General features: G+C 69.8%; 15 protein-coding genes. 8 read left to right on the top strand and 7 right to left on the bottom strand.

Annotation, left to right across the window (positions count from 1 at the left end; translation table 11 throughout):
• Positions 1 to 8 precede the first annotated feature (8 nt).
• The 4 genes from ACPWT1_RS20975 (at position 9) to ACPWT1_RS20990 (ending at position 5646) form a co-directional block, all read left to right on the top strand.
• Positions 9 to 3182: an efflux RND transporter permease subunit gene (locus ACPWT1_RS20975; RefSeq protein ID WP_427913062.1), complete on the top strand. Its 3174-nt coding sequence runs from the start codon at positions 9 to 11 to the stop codon at positions 3180 to 3182.
• A complete protein-coding gene (locus tag ACPWT1_RS20980) occupies positions 3179 to 4588 on the top strand; it encodes an efflux transporter outer membrane subunit (RefSeq protein WP_427913063.1) in 1410 nt (469 codons plus the stop codon). Before ACPWT1_RS20975 ends, ACPWT1_RS20980 begins: the two co-directional genes overlap by 4 nt.
• A 120-nt stretch (positions 4589 to 4708) precedes the next feature.
• Positions 4709 to 5182: a chemotaxis protein CheB gene (locus tag ACPWT1_RS20985; RefSeq protein ID WP_427913064.1), complete on the top strand. Its 474-nt coding sequence runs from the start codon at positions 4709 to 4711 to the stop codon at positions 5180 to 5182.
• Positions 5116 to 5646 (top strand): response regulator, encoded by a 531-nt coding sequence (locus tag ACPWT1_RS20990; protein WP_427913065.1) that lies wholly within the window; start codon positions 5116 to 5118, stop codon positions 5644 to 5646. The genes ACPWT1_RS20985 and ACPWT1_RS20990 overlap by 67 nt, the downstream gene beginning before the upstream one ends.
• A gap of 29 nt (positions 5647 to 5675) precedes the next feature.
• Here the strand turns inward: ACPWT1_RS20990 and infA are convergent, their stop codons facing one another.
• The 3 genes from infA to ACPWT1_RS21005 form a co-directional block, all read right to left on the bottom strand.
• A complete protein-coding gene (gene infA / locus ACPWT1_RS20995) occupies positions 5676 to 5948 on the bottom strand; it encodes a translation initiation factor IF-1 (protein ID WP_427913066.1) in 273 nt (90 codons plus the stop codon).
• A 120-nt stretch (positions 5949 to 6068) separates the two neighbouring features.
• On the bottom strand, positions 6069 to 8108 hold the full coding sequence (locus tag ACPWT1_RS21000; RefSeq protein ID WP_427913067.1) for a hybrid sensor histidine kinase/response regulator: 2040 nt from the start codon (positions 8106 to 8108) through the stop codon (positions 6069 to 6071).
• A gap of 54 nt (positions 8109 to 8162) precedes the next feature.
• Entirely contained in the window at positions 8163 to 9119 is a 957-nt protein-coding gene (locus ACPWT1_RS21005; protein ID WP_427913068.1) for an aldo/keto reductase, read from the bottom strand.
• 205 nt (positions 9120 to 9324) lie between these two features.
• Between ACPWT1_RS21005 and ACPWT1_RS21010 the strand changes: the two genes are divergently transcribed.
• From ACPWT1_RS21010 to ACPWT1_RS21025, 4 genes are all read left to right on the top strand, one after another.
• A complete protein-coding gene (locus ACPWT1_RS21010; protein WP_427913069.1) occupies positions 9325 to 9429 on the top strand; it encodes a class IIb bacteriocin, lactobin A/cerein 7B family in 105 nt (34 codons plus the stop codon).
• Positions 9430 to 9491: 62 nt separating this feature from the next.
• On the top strand, positions 9492 to 10007 hold the full coding sequence (locus ACPWT1_RS21015; protein ID WP_427913070.1) for a metalloprotease family protein: 516 nt from the start codon (positions 9492 to 9494) through the stop codon (positions 10005 to 10007).
• Positions 9958 to 11100 carry a hypothetical protein gene (locus ACPWT1_RS21020; RefSeq protein WP_427913071.1) on the top strand — a complete coding sequence of 381 codons (1143 nt, stop codon included), beginning with the start codon at positions 9958 to 9960 and terminating at the stop codon, positions 11098 to 11100. The genes ACPWT1_RS21015 and ACPWT1_RS21020 overlap by 50 nt, the downstream gene beginning before the upstream one ends.
• 10 nt (positions 11101 to 11110) lie before the next feature.
• The gene (locus ACPWT1_RS21025; protein WP_427913072.1) at positions 11111 to 11716 is read left to right on the top strand and encodes an ABC transporter ATP-binding protein; all 606 of its coding nucleotides are present in this window, start codon (positions 11111 to 11113) and stop codon (positions 11714 to 11716) included.
• A gap of 20 nt (positions 11717 to 11736) precedes the next feature.
• Here the strand turns inward: ACPWT1_RS21025 and ACPWT1_RS21030 are convergent, their stop codons facing one another.
• From ACPWT1_RS21030 to ACPWT1_RS21045, 4 genes are read right to left on the bottom strand one after another with little or no spacing between them, the layout of a single operon-like run.
• Positions 11737 to 13101, bottom strand: a complete 1365-nt coding sequence (locus ACPWT1_RS21030; RefSeq protein ID WP_427913073.1) for a DUF3131 domain-containing protein — start codon at positions 13099 to 13101, stop codon at positions 11737 to 11739.
• The gene (locus ACPWT1_RS21035) at positions 13095 to 14534 is read right to left on the bottom strand and encodes a DUF3131 domain-containing protein (protein WP_427913074.1); all 1440 of its coding nucleotides are present in this window, start codon (positions 14532 to 14534) and stop codon (positions 13095 to 13097) included. The genes ACPWT1_RS21030 and ACPWT1_RS21035 overlap by 7 nt, the downstream gene beginning before the upstream one ends.
• A 5-nt stretch (positions 14535 to 14539) precedes the next feature.
• Positions 14540 to 15880, bottom strand: coding sequence for a DUF3131 domain-containing protein (locus tag ACPWT1_RS21040; RefSeq protein ID WP_427913075.1), 1341 nt, complete (start codon positions 15878 to 15880; stop codon positions 14540 to 14542).
• 34 nt (positions 15881 to 15914) lie between these two features.
• On the bottom strand, positions 15915 to 17756 hold the full coding sequence (locus ACPWT1_RS21045; RefSeq protein ID WP_427913076.1) for a glycosyltransferase: 1842 nt from the start codon (positions 17754 to 17756) through the stop codon (positions 15915 to 15917).
• Positions 17757 to 17759 lie beyond the last annotated feature (3 nt).

The following is a 17759-nucleotide window of genomic DNA, read 5'->3' on the forward strand; positions in this document are numbered from 1 at the left end:
GTCGCCGCATGGCCAAGTTCTTCATCGACCGACCCATCTTCGCGTGGGTCATCGCCCTCTTCGTCCTCGTGCTCGGCGGCGTGTCGATCACGAAGCTGCCGATCTCGCAGTACCCGCCGGTGGCGCCGCCCTCGATCGTGCTCACCGCCACCTACCCGGGCGCGTCGGCCAGCACGCTGGAGGAAAGCGTCATCTCCGTCATCGAGCAGGAGATGAACGGCTCGCCGGGCATGCTGTACATGGAGTCGGTCACGCAGGCCAACGGCGTGGGCCAGATCACCATCAGCTTCGAGCCGGGCACCAATCCCGACCTCGCGCAGGTGGACGTGCAGAACCGGCTCGCGCGCGCGACGCCTCGCCTGCCGGCAGCAGTGACCCAGCAGGGTGTGCGCGTGGACAAGGCGCGCAGCAACTTCCTCCTGTTCGCCATCCTGTCGTCCGACGACCCCAACTACACGCCGGTGATGCTGGGCGACTACGCCTCGCGCAACGTGCTGCCCGAGATCCAGCGGCTGCCGGGCGTGGGCCAGGCGCAGCTGTTCGGCACCGAGGCGGCGATGCGCATCTGGCTCGATCCGGAGAAGCTGGTCGGCTTCAATCTCTCGCCCGCTGATGTCAACGCCGCCATCCGCTCGCAGAACGCGCAGGTGTCCGCAGGCAGCATCGGTGACCTGCCGATCACCGAAGGACAGGCCATCTCGGCCACCGTGGTGGTGCCGGGCCAGCTGTCCACGCCCGAGCAGTTCGGCAACATCGTGCTGCGCGCCAACACCGACGGCTCCACCGTGCGGCTGAAGGACGTGGCGCGGGTCGAGCTCAATGCCCAGTCGTTCGCCAGCTCGGCGCGCCTGAACGGCAAGCCGTCCACTGGCATCGGCGTGCAGCTCTCGCCCACCGGCAACGCCCTGGCCACCGCCGATTCGATCCGCAAGCGGATGGCGGAACTGGCGCCCTACTTCCCGCGCGGCATGAAGTGGGACATCCCGTACGACAGCTCGCGCTTCATCCGCATCTCGATCAGCCAGGTCGTCGAGACGCTGGTCGAGGCGGTGGTGCTGGTGTTCCTGGTGATGTTCCTGTTCCTGCAGAACTGGCGCTACACCGTGATCCCGACCATCGTGGTGCCCGTGGCGCTGCTGGGCACCTTCGCGGTGCTGCTGGCTCTCGGGTTCTCGATCAACGTGCTCACCATGTTCGGCATGGTGCTGGTGATCGGCATCGTGGTGGACGACGCCATCGTGGTGGTCGAGAACGTCGAACGCATCATGAGCGAGGAAGGCCTGCCACCGCGCGATGCGGCCCGCAAGGCCATGAGCCAGATCTCCGGCGCCATCGTCGGCGTGACCGTGGTGCTGATCTCGGTGTTCGTGCCGCTGGCGTTCTTCGCCGGGTCGACCGGCAACATCTACCGCCAGTTCTCGGCGGTGATGGTGGCCTCGATCGCGTTCTCGGCCTTCATGGCGCTGTCGCTCACGCCGGCCCTGTGCGCCACGCTGCTGAAGCCGGTGGAGGCCGGGCACCACATCGAGAAGGGCGGCTTCTTCGGCTGGTTCAACCGCGGCTTCCGGCGCACCGCGCACGGCTACGAAGGCATCGTGGCGCGCGTGCTGCGCCGCGCGCCCTGGTACCTGTTCCTGTACGCGGCCATCGGCGCCGCGGCCGCGCTGTTCTACGTACGGCTGCCCACGTCGTTCCTGCCGCAGGAGGACCAGGGCTACATCATCGTGAACGTGCAGCTGCCCCCGGGCGCGACGCTCGAGCGCACCACCAACGTGATGCAGCAGGTGGAGGGCTTCATCCTCAAGCAGCCCGAGGTGCAGAGCATGGTCGGCGTGCTCGGCTTCTCCTTCTCCGGCCAGGGCCAGAACGCGGGCCTGGCGTTCGTCACGCTCAAGCCGTGGGACGAGCGCAAGGGCGAACAGCATTCGGCCGCCGCCCTGGCGGGCCGCGCATTCGGCGCGCTCATGGCCGTGCGCGACGCGTTCATCTTCCCGCTGTCGCCGCCACCGATCCCCGAACTGGGCACTGCGTCCGGCTTCACCTTCCGCCTGCAGGACCGCGGCGGCAACGGCCACCAGGCGTTGCTGAACGCGCGCAACCAGCTGCTCGGCATGGCTTCGCAGAGCAAGGTGCTCGCGCAGGTGCGCCCCGAGGGCCTGGAGGACGCGCCGCAGCTGCAGCTGGACATCGATCGCGACAAGGCGCAGGCCCTGGGCGTTGGCTTCGATGCGATCAACAGCGCGTTGTCGACGTCGCTCGGTTCGTCGTACATCAACGACTTCCCGAACAGGGGCCGGCTGCAGCGCGTGATCGTGCAGGCCGATGCGCCCGCGCGCATGCAGCCCGAGGACCTGCTGCGCATCAACGTGCTCAGCACCGGTGGCAAGACGGTGCCGCTGTCGGCGTTCGCCAGCACGCGCTGGATCACCGGGCCGATGCAGACCGTGCGCTACAACGGCTATCCCGCGATGCGCATCTCGGGGCAGGCGGCACCCGGCGCCAGCAGCGGCGCCGCGCTCGACGAGATGGAAAAGCTCGCGGCCAAGCTGCCGCCCGGCTTCGGCTACGAGTGGACGGGCCAGTCGCGCGAAGAGAAGCAGGCCGGCTCGCAGGCGCTGATCCTGTACGGCTTCGCGATCCTGGCGGTGTTCCTGGCGCTGGCGGCGCTGTATGAGAGCTGGTCGATCCCGCTGGCGGTGATCCTGGTGGTGCCGCTCGGCGTCCTGGGCGTGCTGCTGGCCACCATGTTCCGCGGCTACGCCAACGACGTGTACTTCCAGGTCGGCCTGATCACCATCATCGGCCTCTCGGCCAAGAACGCGATCCTGATCATCGAGTTCGCCAAGGACCTGCAGGCGCAGGGCAAGAGCGTGATCGAGTCGGCGCTGGCCGCGGCGCACCTGCGGTTCCGGCCGATCATCATGACCTCGATGGCGTTCGGCCTGGGCGTGCTGCCGCTGGCGATCGCCTCCGGCGCGGGCTCGGCCAGCCAGCGTGCCATCGGCACCGGCGTGCTGGGCGGCATGCTCTCGGGCACGGGCCTGGCGGTGTTCTTCGTGCCGATCTTCTTCGTCGTGGTGCGCGGCTTCTTCACCGGCAGCGAGCGGCAGCGCAAGCTCTACACCCACGAGTACGCGGAGCACGAACTGCCCGCGGGCGCGACGCGGGGAGACCAGGTATGACGACCTTCCGACACACGGCCCTGGCATTCGTGGCCGCATCGCTGGTGGCGGGCTGCTCGTTCATCCCGACGTACGAGCGCCCTGCAGCCCCAGTGCCCGCGGCCTTCCCCTACCCGTCCGCCACCGAGGGCACGCCCGCGGCGCAGCTGGACTGGCAACGGTTCTTCGCCGACGAAAAGCTGCGTGGCCTGATGGCTGCGGCCCTGGCCAACAACCGCGACCTGCGCATCGCTGTTCTCAACGTCGAGCAGGCGCACGCGCAGTACGACATCCGCCGCGCCGACATCTATCCCACCGTCGGCGTGGCCGCCAGTGCCTCGCGCGCACCCAATGCCAACGGCGTGCAGACCACCACCTACCAGGCCGGCGTCGCCGTCTCGGCCTGGGAGCTGGACTTCTTCGGGCGCCTGCGCAGCCTGAGCGAAGCGGCCGTGGCGCAGTACCTGGCCACCGACGAAGGCCGCAAGGCAGCGCAGATCACGCTGCTGTCCTCGGTTGCGAACACGTGGCTCAGCCTGGTTGCCGACGAGGAGTTGCTGGCGCTGACGCAGGACACGCTGCGCACGCGCGAGGAGACACTGCGCCTCACCAAGCTGCGGTTCGACAACGGCGTGTCCTCCGAGCTGGATTTCCGCCTGGCCGAATCGCTGTTCCAGACCGCGCGGGTCTCGCTCGCGCAGCAGCAGCGCCAGCGCGCGCTCGACCTCGACACGCTGGGCCTGCTCGTGGGGCAGCCGCTGCCCACCGACTTCACCAGCGGCACGACGATGGCGGCGGTGGTGCTGCCCGACGTGCCGGGCGGCGTGCCATCCGAGGTGCTGGCGGCGCGTCCCGACGTGCGCCAGGCCGAGCAGGTGCTGGTCTCCGCCAACGCCAACATCGGCGCGGCGCGGGCCGCGTTCTTCCCGCGCATCTCGCTCACCGCCAGCGCGGGCCGTGCCAGCTCCGAGCTGTCGGGCCTGTTCGACGGCGGCGGCAAGTGGGCCTACACCGTGGCCCCGCAACTGCTGCTGCCGATCTTCGATGCCGGCCGCAATGCCGCCGGCCTGCGCTCGGCCAACGTGCAGCGCGACATCGCCGTGGCGCAGTACGAGCGCGCGATCCAGCAGGCGTTCAAGGAAGTGTCCGACGCCCTCGCCGGCCGCGCGACGCTCACCGAGCAGCTCGACGCGCAGACCGCCGTGGCGCAGGCCGAGTCGGTGCGCATGCGCCTGTCCCAGATGCGCTACGACGCCGGCGTGTCCAGCTCGCTGGACCTGCTGGATGCGCAGCGGTCCTTCTTCACCGCCAGGCAGGGCGAGATCCAGACGCGCCTGGCGCGCCTGCAGAACCAGGTGCTGCTGTACCGGTCCCTGGGCGGTGGCTGGACCGAGAGCGCCGCCTCGACCCAACCGCCCCAGCGCTGATCGCGAGGCGCGGCAGCCGCAACGGCTGCTGCGCCGGGTGTGGGACGCGGGCTACGCCGGCTCGGCGCGGCGGCTTGGCCGCCCCGGCCCAGTGGCGCGGAATGATGGCCACCGACCACCATGCCGGATTCGCACGTCGTCGTTCTCGGCGCCTCGCTGGGGGGCGTGGGCGCACTCATGCGCATCGCGGCGCTGCTGCCGCCGCACCTGTCGGCGATCGTTGCCGTGACGCTCCACATCGGCGCACAGCACAGCGTGCTGCCCGAGTCGCTGTCGCGCCGGGGTCCCGCCCGCGCGGTGCATCCCAGGCAGGGCGAGCGCCCGAAACCAGGAACGATCTACGTCGCACCTCCCGTTCACCACATGCTGCTGGAGCCGGATGGCATCCGCCTCAGCCGGGGCGCACGGGAGAACCACGTGCGGCCGGCCATCGACCCGATGTTCCGCTCGGCCGCGATCGGCTGGGGGTCCAGGCAGCCGGCGGGCTCGGCCTCGGGCTGGCGCTGGCGCTGGCGCTGGCGCGCAGCATGGTCCAACTGCACGGCGGCTGGATCAGTGCAACCTCGGCCGGCCCTGGCCACGGCTGCAGCGTGACCTTCGGCCTGCCGCTGCTGCGCACGGTGCCGGCACGCCAAGCCCCGGCGGACGCCGAGCCGGTCGCCCCATCCACGTCCGCGGGCGGCGAACTTGTTCTGGTCGCCCACGACAACCCGGACGTCATCTGGGGCATGACCAAGCTGCTGGAGAAGGCGGGCCTTCGCACGCTGGCGGCGGCCGGCGGCCACGAGGCCCTGCGCCTGGCCACCGAACACCAGCCGCAGGTGCTGGTGCTGGTGCTGGACCTGGGCATGCCCGACCTGGACGGTCGCGAAGTGGCGCGCCGCGTGCGCGAGCTGCCTTGGGGCCGTCAGGCGTTGCTGGTGGCTGCCACGGGCTGGGGCCAGGAGCACGACATGGGCCTATCGCTCGACGCGGGCTTCGACGCCCACCTGACCAAGCCCGTGCACGCGCAGCAGTTGCTGCAGCTGATCGCGGAGCGGCGCCGCACCGACGCCTGAGAGGCGCGTCCGCCGCGCCGGCGAAGGCCTCAGCGGCGGTAGTTGCCGCCAGCCGGGCTGGGGTTGCCTTCGCTGCCGCGCGGCGGCAGGTGGCGGAACATGATGCGGCCCTTGTTCAGGTCGTAAGGCGACAGCTCCAGCGTCACGTAGTCGCCGGCGATGATGCGGATGTGGTTCTTGCGCATCTTGCCGCCGCTGTACGCGACGAGGTTGTGGCCGTTTTCGAGGACCACGCGGTACCGCGAGTCGGGCAGGACTTCCTCCACCCGGCCCCGCATTTCGATCAGTTCTTCCTTGGCCATGACGCGCGAGTGTAAAGCGGAGATTCGCGCGACGGAACAGGTGGAACACCCCACCCGGGCGCCACTGTTGCGGGCAGCCACCACGTGCCGGCAGTCCGGGCGCGCCAGCGCGGCCGCGGCTCAGGCGCCGACGAGCTCCTGCAGCGCGTCCAGGTCGACCGGCTTGGTGACGTGGTGGTCGAAGCCCGCCGCATGCGCCCGCTCGACGTCCTCGGCCTGGCCCCAGCCGGTCAGCGCGATCAGCCGGATGTCGGCGCCCCACGGCTGGGCCCGGATGCGGCGGGCCACCTCGTAGCCGTTCAGGCCGGGCATGCCGATGTCCAGCACCGCCACCTCGGGCTTGAGCGCCTGGGCGGCGGCCAGGGCCTGCTCGCCGTTGGCGGCCAGCTCGACGCGATGGCCCTCGATCTCCAGCAGCGCGCCCATGGTCTGCAGCGCGTCGGGGTTGTCGTCCGCCACCAGGATCAGGCGGCCGGCGCGCGCCGCGGCCGGCGGGGACAGGTCCGGCTGCTTCGCCGACGCACCGACCACCACCGAGCCCGGAAGGCGGACCGTGAACTCCGATCCCTCGCCGGGCCCGGCACTGTCGGCCTGCAGCGTGCCGCCGTGCAGCCCGACCAGTCCGCGGCTGAGCGAGAGCCCGATGCCCAGGCCGCCCTCCGCGCGGTCCAGCGCACTGGAGACCTGCGAGAACATCTCGAAGATCTCGGCCAGCGCCCTGGGCTCCAGGCCGATGCCGTTGTCCCGCACGCGGATCACGACCTCGTCGCCCTCCTGCCCCGCCACGAGCTCGATGCGGCCGCCTTCGTCGGTGTACTTGGCGGCGTTGGACAGCAGGTTGGACAGCACCTGCGCGAGCCGCATGGCGTCGACGTTCAGCCGCAGCGGCTGCGCCGGCAGCTTCACGTCCAGGATGTGGTTCTTGCGCTCCACCAGCGGGCGCACGGTCTCCAGCGCGGAGTGCACCACCTCGCGCAGTTCCACCGGCTCCAGCCGCAGCACCAGCCGGCCGCGCGAGATGCGCGAGATGTCCAGCAGGTCGTCCAGCAGCAGCGCCATGTGCGAGGCCTGCCGCTCGATCACGTCCAGCGCCCAGGTGCGGCGCTGCGTGTCCGCGGCCGGTGAACGCGCGACGGCCGCGGCCTGGCGGATGGGCGCGAGCGGATTGCGCAGCTCGTGCGCGAGCGTGGCGAGGAATTCGTCCTTGCGGCGGTCGTCGTCGCGCAGGGCCTTGACGGCCAGCACCTGGTCGGTGACGTCGTAGCCCTGGACGAAGATGCCACCCACCTGGCCGTCGGCATTGCGCACCGGCTGGTAGATGAAGTCGATGAAACGCTCCTGCGGCGTGGCCGCGGCGTCGCGCTGCACGGACAACGGCAACCCCCGGCCGATGAAGGGCTCGCCGGTGTCGTAGACGCGGCCCAGGATCTCCTCGAACCCCTGGTGCCGCATCTCGGGCAAGGCCTCGAAGGCCGGCCTGCCCTCGATGTCGCGGTGGCCCACCAGCTGGTAGTAGGCCTCGTTGACCATCTCGAAGACCAGGTCGCGGCCGCGCAGCAGGGCCACGAAGCCCGGCGCGTGGTCGAACCAGGTCTCCAGCGTGCGGGCGGTGTCCTGGGCTTCGCGCACCAGCCGGTCGCGTTCTCGTTCCGCCAGCACGGCGGGCGTCTCCTCCGTGCAGGCACAGAACAGGCCGCCGATGCCACCCTGGTCGTCATGGATCGGGCTGTACGACCAGGTGAACCAGGTGTCCTCGGGATAGCCATTGCGTTCCATCTGCAGCAGCACGCGCTCGTTCCAGGTGGCGCGCCCCTGGTTCATCACGGTGTCGACCTGCGGCCCGAGCACGTCCCAGATGTCGCTCCAGCTCTCGCGCGCCGGACGGCCGAACGCGCGCGGATGTTTCTTGCCGAGGATCGGGATGTACGCGTCGTTGTAGATGTTGACCAGCGACGGGCCCCACCACACGAACATGGGGAAGCGCGAGTTGAGGCAGATGCTCACCGCGATGCGCAGGCTCTGCGGCCACTGCTGCGGTGGCCCCAGCGGCGTCTCGCTCCAGTCGATGTCGTCGAGGAGACGGGCCGTCGTCGGCGATGCCGCCCCGGGAGTGCCCGAATCGCCCAGCAGCAGCGGATGGGGCTTGGGCGGCGGCGTCATGGCCGCAAGTCTACGAAAGCACTCGCGAAGGCCATGCAGGCCGAAGTCGCATCTTCACGACTCGGCGCTGGCCTGGTTCAGCCGTGCGAGCGCCTGCGGGTCCAGGCGCAATTGCGAGGCCTGCACCAGGTCCTTCAGCTGGGCCAGCGACGTCGCGCTGGCGATCGGCGCCACGACTGCGGGTTGCGCCATGACCCAGGCGACGGCCACCTGCCCGGGCGTGGCGCCCACCTGCCTGGCGACATCGTCCAGCGCCGCCAGGATCCGCAGGCCGCGGTCGTTGAGGTACTTCTTCGTCGTGGCCGCGCCGCGCGGGCTCTTGCCCGCATCCTCGGCCTTGCGGTACTTGCCGGTGAGGAAGCCCGCGGCCAATGCATAGAAGTTGATGACGCCCACGCCCTCCTGCACGCACAGCGGCTGCAGGTCCTGCTCGAACACCGCGCGGTCGTACAGGTTGTACAGCGGCTGCAGCGTCTCGTAGCGGGGCAGGCCCATGCGCGTGCTGGTGTCCAGCGCTTCGCGCAGGCGCGCCGCGCTGTAGTTGGACGCACCGATCGCGCGCACCTTGCCCTGCTTGACCAGGCCGGCGAACGCCTCGAGGGTCTCCTCCAGCGGCGTGGCCTCGTCGTCCTTGTGCGCCTGGTACAGGTCGATGCGGTCGGTGTGCAGGCGGCGCAGCGAGTCCTCGACGGCGCGCTTGATGTAGTCCGCCTTCAGGCCGGCCTTGCCGTCGCCCATGTCCATGCCGACCTTGGTCGCGATCACGACCTTGTCGCGCTTGCCCGACTGGCGCAGCCACTTGCCGATCACCGTCTCCGACTCGCCACCGGTGTGGCCCGGCGCCCAGCGCGAATAGACGTCGGCGGTGTCGACGAAGTTGAAGCCCGCATCGAGCCAGGCATCGAGCAGCGAGAACGAGGTCTTCTCGTCGGCGGTCCAGCCGAACACGTTGCCGCCGAAGCAGAGCGGGGAGACTTGCAGGGCCGAGCGGCCGAGGGGACGCAGTTCCATGATCGATCTTCAGGGGAGAGGGGGACCGATTGTGGGACAGCGCTCACGGATGGGCCGCGTCATGAGCTTGTCTGAGGTGACCGCGGTGGCGCGGGATGTCGAGGACACCGGTGCGCTCCCCTCACGTAGAGGGATGCGGACGACCTGCGCCGCGTCGACAGTCTGGGAGCCGCGTCGCGGCATGTCCTAACCACAAGGAGAAATGATGAACGAACTCACCGTCGAGGAAATCGAAGTCGTCGCAGGCGGGCTGCTGCCCGCCCTCATCATCGGAGCGGTCCTGCTGCTGTACGCAGCAGACGCCTACTGATGATCGGTCGCGTACCTGCAGGCGCATGCGCATGCAGGTACGCGCGAGGTGGAGGGGAAGCGATGCATTCGATTTCCATGCTGCGCGGAAGCGTGTTTGGCCTGCTGTTGGCGGTGTTGCTGTACCTCGGGACCAAGGTGGTCTATTGGCTCGTGTGGAGGCAGCACCTTCACGCCGACCATTTCCCCGGCGGGAAGTTCGCGCTCCTCTCCTCGGCCATCATGGGCGTGGTCGTCCACGAATGCCTGCACTTCGTGGCAGCGAGGATCGTCACACGCGGCATGCCGGTCAGCGTCTCGATGGGATTCCGCTTGTCACGCCTACTTCCTTACGTCAAGATCGCCGGAGTCATGTCCGTGTGGCAATACCGCGTGGTCGCTGCGACTCCCTTCATTGTCCTGGGTCTTCTTCCAGCTGCGGCAGCCCTGCTGGCCGCCAGTCCAGCGGTCTCGCTCTTTTCGGCTTTGATGATGGCCTTGGCCGCCAGCGACCTGCTGGTGCTCATCGCCATGCGCTCCCTGTCCTCCCATGACCTGGTCGAAGACGACCCCGAGCGGATTGGCTGCAAACGCGCGTGAGCTCCACACTTCGGCGTGCGTCCCGCGCGTCAGCTATCACGGAATGCGCGTGCTTCTGTGTCGCCGCGCGCTGATGGATTTCCTGCGACGCTGGACCTTCGGCATCGTGCTGGTGCTTGCCGTGTTCGGTGCGCAAGGATCTGCCGTCGCGGCGGCCAGTTCAGCCCCCTTGCTCTGGGCGCTCTCGCAGGGAACGGGGGCGCTGTGGGTGCTGGCGATCTACACCGCAGTCGGCATGTTGGTCCTGGTGGCCGCCGAACCCGTGCTCTGGAGCCGTTCGCTGTCCGACGCCGAGCGGCTGATTCCCGTCGACGCCGCGACGATGCTGCGGTCGGACGTTGTCCTCGGGCTGATGGCTTTGCTTCCGCTGCTCGGCCTGCTGGCATCCGGTTCCTGGATCCTGGTCGATGCCAATCCGCCATGGCTCACGTGCACGCCGGCCGCCACGGTGGCAGGCGTCATCCTGCCTGCTGTCTGCGCCGCATTCGCATGGGCACTGACGGTGGCTTGGCGGCGGCGCCGGCAGGCGCGGGCGCGAACAGGCGCGCGGAGTCGCCGGGCACATGATCGCGCCGGGCATGCGCGGCCAGTCGGTGTTCTCGCGGCGACGGTCTGGCTTCCGCTCCTGCGCGGCGTGGCCCCCTGCTTCAGGGCAGGACTGCTGGCCCACGCCGGCTGCATGCTCCTCGCCACTGCTGCCATTGCGCTTTCGCCAGAGCGGGCAGGATGGTGCCTCTCCATCGCTGCGGTGTGCAGCCTGTCCATCGTGCGATGGACTGCGCAAGCCGCGACGCTCGAACTGCAGCCGCTTCTCCAGGACGCCAGGCTCCTGCCCATCGCGTTGGAAAGCATGCGGGCCCACCTGCGCTGCACGGTCGTCGCCTGCGCGGCTCTGTCGATGGGTCCACTGGCGGTCGCGGTCTCTACCTTGGTCCCGCACCGGGAGGTACCCTGGCTCCTCTATCTCTCGGCAAGCCTGGCGGCGTGGTTCCTGCACGTGACCATGCGACCCCGCGACCCCGCCAACCTGGGAGCACTCTGGCTGCTGAGTGCCGCCGTGCTGGTGGCACTCGCTTCCGAAGTCCCGCGCTAGGCGCCGCCCCATGCTGCTCGCCGATGACCTGACCTTCGCGTATCCGGGCTCACCCCGCACGTGGACCTGGAACCTGGAAATCCAGCCGGGGCTGACGCTGCTGCAGGGCGCGAACGGAAGCGGCAAATCCACCTTGCTCAAGGTGCTTGCCGGCGGGCTGCGTCCGAGCACGGGGTCGCTTCGCCTGGACGGCTTGGATGCGTTCACCGACGGCCTGGACTACCGCCGCAACGTCTTCTGGTGCGGCCCGGGCCCGACGCCCTTCGGCCATCTCACCGGCCATGAATTCCTGGGCTTCATGCGCGGCTTGTATCCCGCCTTCAGCCTCGAGGGTCTCGATGCGCATGCAGGTGCGTTCGGCCTGGCGCCGTTCCTCGATCGCCCGATCCGCAGCCTGTCGACCGGCACCCAGAAAAAGCTGTGGATCACGGCGGCGCTGCAGGCACGCACCCGCGTGACCTTGATCGACGAACCCCTGATCGGCCTCGATGCGGCTTCGCGCGCCCACGCGATCGATGCGCTCGCCTCGGAGATGCGGGCCCGCAGCGGCGACATCTTCCTGGTGGCCAGCCACGAGCCCCTGGACCTGGAGCCTCGCTCGATCGTGCTGGCCTGACTTCCGCGCCGCCGGGCTTGCTACGGTTTGGCGGTGCACGCGGCCCGCTCGGTCGGCCAGCAACGCCCCACGCGGTTGAACGCCTCGCCGGTGCGCACCTGGAACAGCCCGGGCTTCGGCCCCTCGCGGTCGTACAGCACGCCGTTCGCCTTGAACAACAGCGTCTCCAGGATCGCGGCGTTCGTGGTCAGCGTGAGCGTGGTGTTGGGACCGCCGCCCTGCTCCAGGCGCCCTTCGTACCAGCCGCGGTCGGGGTCGTAGAGAAAGCGCACGGTGTCCACGAGCACGTCGGCGTACTCGCCGGCCCACAGCGCCCACATCCCGAACGCGGCGCGCGTCGAGACCTGGGCCAGTTTCTCGTACTCCTTGCCGTCGTTGCCGACCGTGTTCCACGCGTAGCCCGACGCAAAGACCGAATCCAGCACCACGTAGGGCGCCTCGCGCAGCTGGTAGTCGGTGCGCGCGGTGACCTGCCGCTCGCGGCGCCAGCGTTCTTCCTGCACGCGCTGCACCGTCGCGGCGAGGTCGCGCAGGCCGCTGCTGCCATCGGGCGCGATCCAGCCCAGTTCGATGCCGCTCAGCACGTAGGGCATGGTGAGCACCGGCGCCTGGGCGCCCGTGGTGCGCGGATCGCGCGCATCGAAGCGCACGCGCATGCCCAGGATGTTCGCGGTCTCCAGCGGGGGCAAGGCCGTCGCGCCGCGCGCATCGAAGCCCCACGCCGCGTAGCCGGCGCCCGCGAGCTGCTCGTAGCCCAGGCGACCCTCCGGATAACGCTGCACCTGGCCGTTGGCGCGCGACGTGCCCTGCAGCCGCCCGCAGTCGTCGATGACGTCGCAGAAGGTCCAGCGCAGCACGGCCTGATCGGCGTACTCCTGGAAGCGTGGATGGCGCTGGGCGGCGATGCGCAGCCACAGCAGCAGCCGGCCGATGTCGACGGCCGACCAGCCGATGTCGTCGGGCCGGTTCTCGAAGCCGACCATCTTGCCGGTCACGCTGTTGTAGACCTTGTTCGGCAGCTTGCCCTGCGAGAGGTCCATCGTCGCCAGGAACCCGAGCAGCCGCGACAGGCGCAGGTCGAACTCGTGCGCATCGATCACCTGCAGCTCGAAGGCAGCCACCGTCGCCGCGATCGCGTCGCCGGCATTCCAGGCCGTGAACGTCGGCACGCGGTCCATGCCGTTCACAAGGCCCGTGACGTCGTCGGTGTTGTTCTCGAGATAGCGCCAGGCCGTGCGGGCCCACTGCCACTGCTGCGTGGTAAGGCCGGGGATTGACTTGGCCGGACCGGCGGCGGATGCCGAATCGATGCCGCGCGCGACGACGCCGCAGCCCGCGAGCCACGCCGCCGCACTGCCGGCCGCGAACGACCGCCGGCTCAGCACGGGCTGGCGCCGGGGGCGTCGGCGGCGGATCGTGTGCAGGGCGGCGGCGTGCCCGCGGTGCGCGCCCTGGTGCCGTAGGGCGTGCCGCCGAACGTGCGGTCCCAGAGGCTCGGCCCCGCGCCGCCCCACTTGAGCAGCTTGCCGTGCGCCTTGAACAGCAGGGTCTCCAGGATGATCCCGTTGTTGTTGGCGGTGAAGGCGCGGATCGGGCCCTTGCCGTTCTCGAGCACGCCCTCCAGGAAGCCGCGCGCCGGATCGGCGTTGCGCGTGACCTGCTCGAACAGGCGGTCCGTGTACGGCGACTGCCACAGCACCCACATGCCCAGCGCCGCCTTCAGCGAGACGGCCGCGTACTGCGGCACGTACTGGCCCGGCTCGGTGATGGTGTTCCACGCGTAGCCGTCCGTGAACACCGTGTCATAGACGAAGTACGGCTCGGCATCGAGCTGGTGCTCGGAGCGCGCGGTGAGGATGCCGGTGGCGCGCCAGCGGTTCTCCTGCGCCTGGTACACGCGGCTGGCGAAGTCGGCCATCCACGCCTGGCTGTGGCGGCGGTCGTCGGTGTCGCGGTCGGTGGCCAGGTCCCAGTTGAACTCGATGCCGTCCAGCGCGTAGCTCTCGGTCACCACGTAGTTGTGCTGGTAGTACTTGCGCGGATCGCGGGCGTCGTACGGCACCTCCACGCAGTAGATCGGCACCGTGGCATACGGCTCGGGCCGCGCGGCCAGCTCGGTCGCGATGCCCCAGAGCTGGAAACCCTTGGCCGCGTACTCCTCGTAGCCCAGACGCCCTTCCTGCACGTACTGGGTGTTGCGGTCCTTGTCGAGGATGGCGCCGAACATCATGCCGCTGCGGTCCACCACGTGGCCCCACTTCCAGCGCAGCACGACGCGGTCGATGGCGTCGGCGTGCTGCGGGTAGCGCTCCTTGGCGATCTTCAGCCACACCAGCAGCCGGCCCAGGTCCAGCGCCGAGAAGCCGATCTCGCCCGGCTTGTTGGCGTAGTCCACCTTCTCCAGCGTCTGCGTGTGGTAGACCTTGTTGGGCAGTTCCTCGCGGAAGAGGGCGAGTCCGCCGAGCGCGGCGATCAACTTGCCCAGGCGCTCGTCGGCCTGCTGCGGCGTGATCACGCCCAGCTCGCGGGCTGCGACGATCGCACCCAGGTAGGAGGCGGTGTCCCACATCGTCGTCGACGGATAGTTGTCGACGGCATTGGCCAGACCGGTCGGCTGCGTGTTGTTCTCGAAGTACTTCCACGCCGTGCGCGCCATGCCCAGTTCCTGCGCGGTCAGCGGGCCCGAGCGGTGCGGGTAGGTGGCGGCAGGCAGGTCGCCCGGCTTGCAGTCGGCCGCGCCCGGCGCGTCCGCCGCGGCGGCCAGCAGCGGCGCTACGAACAAGGTGGCGGCAACGAGGCGGCGCAGGAGTCGGGCCATGGGCATCAGCGTGTCCGCAGCAGCGGCCCGTAAGCCATGTAGGCCAGGCTTTCGAGCACCACCGCGTTGGTGTTGGCGTTGAGCGACTGGTTGGGCTGGCCGCCGGCCTCGTACCGGCCGCCGTACCAACCCCCAGCAGGATCGTTCAGGGCGGCGACGGCTGCCACCAGCTGCTGCGTGTAGGGCGTGCGCAGCAGCGCATGCCACGCGAACGCGGCCTTGGTGGACAGCGTGCGCAGCTGCGGCACCGGCTCGCCCTTCGACGTCACGACGGACCAGGGCTTGCCGTCGGCCCACACGGCGCCGTAGACGAAGAACGGCGCCTGGTCCACATGGTCCTCGGAGACGGCCGTCAGCGTGCCGGTCGCCTGGAAGCGCTTCTCCTGCGCGCGGTACACGCGCCAGGCCAGTTCGCGCGAGCGCCGTGTCCAGCCCAGCTCGAGGCCCTGCAGCATCCACGGCTCGCTGGTCGCCACGTTCAGCGCGCCGTGCTGCGCGGCGTCGCGGTCGTCGACGGGCACCGCGATCCCTTGCACGTCGACCAGGCGCAGGTGCGCCAGCGGATCGGCCGCGGCTTCGAGGTCGAGCCCGAGCAGCCCCAACGCGCGGGCCGCGTACTGCTCGTAGCCGAGCCGACCTTCCTGCACGCGCTGCGGCGATGCGCCGTCGCCGGACTGCAGGCCCCACAGCTGGCCGTCCTGCGCCAGCGCCGGCAGGTCCCAGCGCGCGAGCAGGCGGCGCACGGCCTCCGTGTGCTTCGGATGGCGCCACACGATCGCATTCAGGGGAACCGCCAGCCGACCGAGGTCCAGCGCCGACCAGCCGGTGCCCTGCGGCACGGGCTGGTTGCGGTAGTCCGTCATCTGCAGCGTGTGCACGTCGTACGACTTGTTCGGCAGCCCCGCCCCTTGCAGCGGCAGGCGCGCCAGCGATGCGAGCGCGAGCGCGAGCCGGCGGTCGAACTCCGGCTCGTCGATCAGCGCGAGATCGCGCGCGGCCAGCAACGCCAGCAACGACGACCCGCTGTCCCACAGCGAAGTCGACGGGAAGCCCTGGACCGCGCTCACCAGGCCGCTGGCCTGGTCGGTGTTGTGCTCGAAGTAGCTCCAGGCCACGCGGGCCCACTGCTGCTCCTGGGCCGTGAGCGGCCGCGGCGCGGGGATCGCGGGCCGGTCGGGACTGGCCGGCAGCTCCCGTTTGGCGGCGGCCGCGGGCGCCGGCCCCTGGCGCGCGATCAGTTCCTTGCCGGTCTGGCGCTCGATCCACCACACGCTGCCGAACGCCACCACGATGGCGGCGATCCACACGATGGAGCTGCGGGCCTTCACCCAGTTGCTGTCCTGCATCTTCGTTCGGTTTTTTTCGTTCTCTTGCTGGCGCTCAGGCCGGCTGCGCCGAAGCCTCGCCGGTTGCTTCCTCGTCCGGCTTCCACAGCGCCGCCCGCACCATCGGCAGCATCGCGGCCACGTTGTTCAGGCCCCAGGCCACGTTGACGATCAGGTTCGGCAGCTCGTTGTCATGCCCCTGCACGACCACGCGCCAGGCCGCGTACCCGAGCCCGGCCAGCGTGAGCACGATCACCGCCAGCTGCGGGTACACGAGGTGCAGGAAGGTGCCCTCCTGCCGCTCCTTGGGGGTGACGTGGAACTTGATCTTCTCGCCGCGCAGCACCGTCCAGAGCGCGCGGAAGTTCACCGGGAAGAACGACAGGTACGAGGCCTTGCCGTCCCAGTTGTTCACGCCCCAGGTGCCGACCAGGAACGCCAGTTCCGTGAGCAGGATGAAGGGCAGCGCGTGCAGGTAGAACGCCTGCGAGTAGGCGGAGAGCGGAGCGATGCCGGTGAAGAGATAGATGATGGGCGCGACCAGGAACACCAGGTTCCACAGGCAACCCAGGTACGACCAGAACGTCGTGAGGTACATCAGCCGCTGCGGCAGCCGCATGCCGCCCTTGAACAGCGGGTTGTCGCGCAGCGCGATGTCCAGCGTGCCGCCCGCGTACTTGAAGCGCTGGATGATCCAGGTCAGCAGGTCCTGCGGCGACAGCATCTTCGATTCGACCTGCGGATGCATCACCGACTTCCAGCGCCGCACCGGATCGTTGTGCAGCACGATCGAGGTGTAGATGTCCTCGGAGACGTGGAACTTGTAAGGCGTGAGTTCCTGCTCCAGCGCCGCCTGCGTGCGCATCGCCGTGCCCAGGTCGCGCCGCAGCTCCTCGTCGGGCACTTCCTGCTCGAAGCGGCGCACGTCACGGTCGACCGAGAGCGCGAAGCTGCGCAGCGCCGCCTGCATCACGGCCTCGCGGCGGTGCACCGAGCCAGCGCCGCAGCAGAACGACGCGTGGCACCAGTTGCGCCGGCGCTGGATGACGTCGTAGAACATCTTGGGGTCGTTGACGAACGGGTCCTGACCCAGGCGCACGCGGCCGATCACCCGCTCGATGCCGCGGCCCAGCAAACGCCCCGCGCCGCCGAGCCGCTGGGCCAGCCACTCGTGCAGCGGCGTGCCTTCCGGAATGTCGTAGAACCACTGCGGCGTCTGCACCCAGGCGACGTCCGGGTCGCGGAAGTAGCCCAGCGTGTGTTCCAGGAAGGTGGGGAACAGGCGCGTGTCGGCATCGCAGATCGCGATGAAGTCGCCGCCGGTGGCTTCCATCGCGTTGCGCAGGTTGCCGGCCTTGAAGCCGATGTTGTTCTGGCGGCTGATGTAGTGCACGCCCTCCTCGTCGGCCACCTGGCGCATGGTGGCGCGGCGGCCGTCGTCCAGCACGTGGATGCGCAGGTCCAGCGGGTGCGGGTACGTCAGCTTCTTCGCATCGCGGATCGACAGCCGCACCAGCTCCTCGTCCTCGTTGTAGGTGGCGATGAAGACGTCGACGGCGACCGGCCGCTGGGCCCAGTCCTCGCTGCTGGCCGCCTCGCCGGTGCACTCGCCGACGGTGCGCGGCGGTGGCTGCTGCGGGACGTCGCGCGTGCGCCAGAGGCTGAAGGTGAACAGCAGCAGGCCGACGTACGCCAGCGTCTCGGCCAGCGCCAGCGGGATCGCGAACCACAACGCGTCGTGGTTCAGCGAGGAGGTCCAGCGCCAGCGGATGTAGTTGGCCCCGAGCACCAGGGCCACGATGGCGAGGAACTGCCACGCGAGCTCCAGCCAGGGACGACAGGGCAGCGGCGCGGGCGGACGCCGGTCCTCGAAGCGGTCGAAATAGAAAGCGGGCAAGCC

The sequence above is a fragment of the Ramlibacter sp. MMS24-I3-19 genome (assembly GCF_050320135.1).
In the GTDB taxonomy this organism is placed as follows: domain Bacteria; phylum Pseudomonadota; class Gammaproteobacteria; order Burkholderiales; family Burkholderiaceae_C; genus Ramlibacter.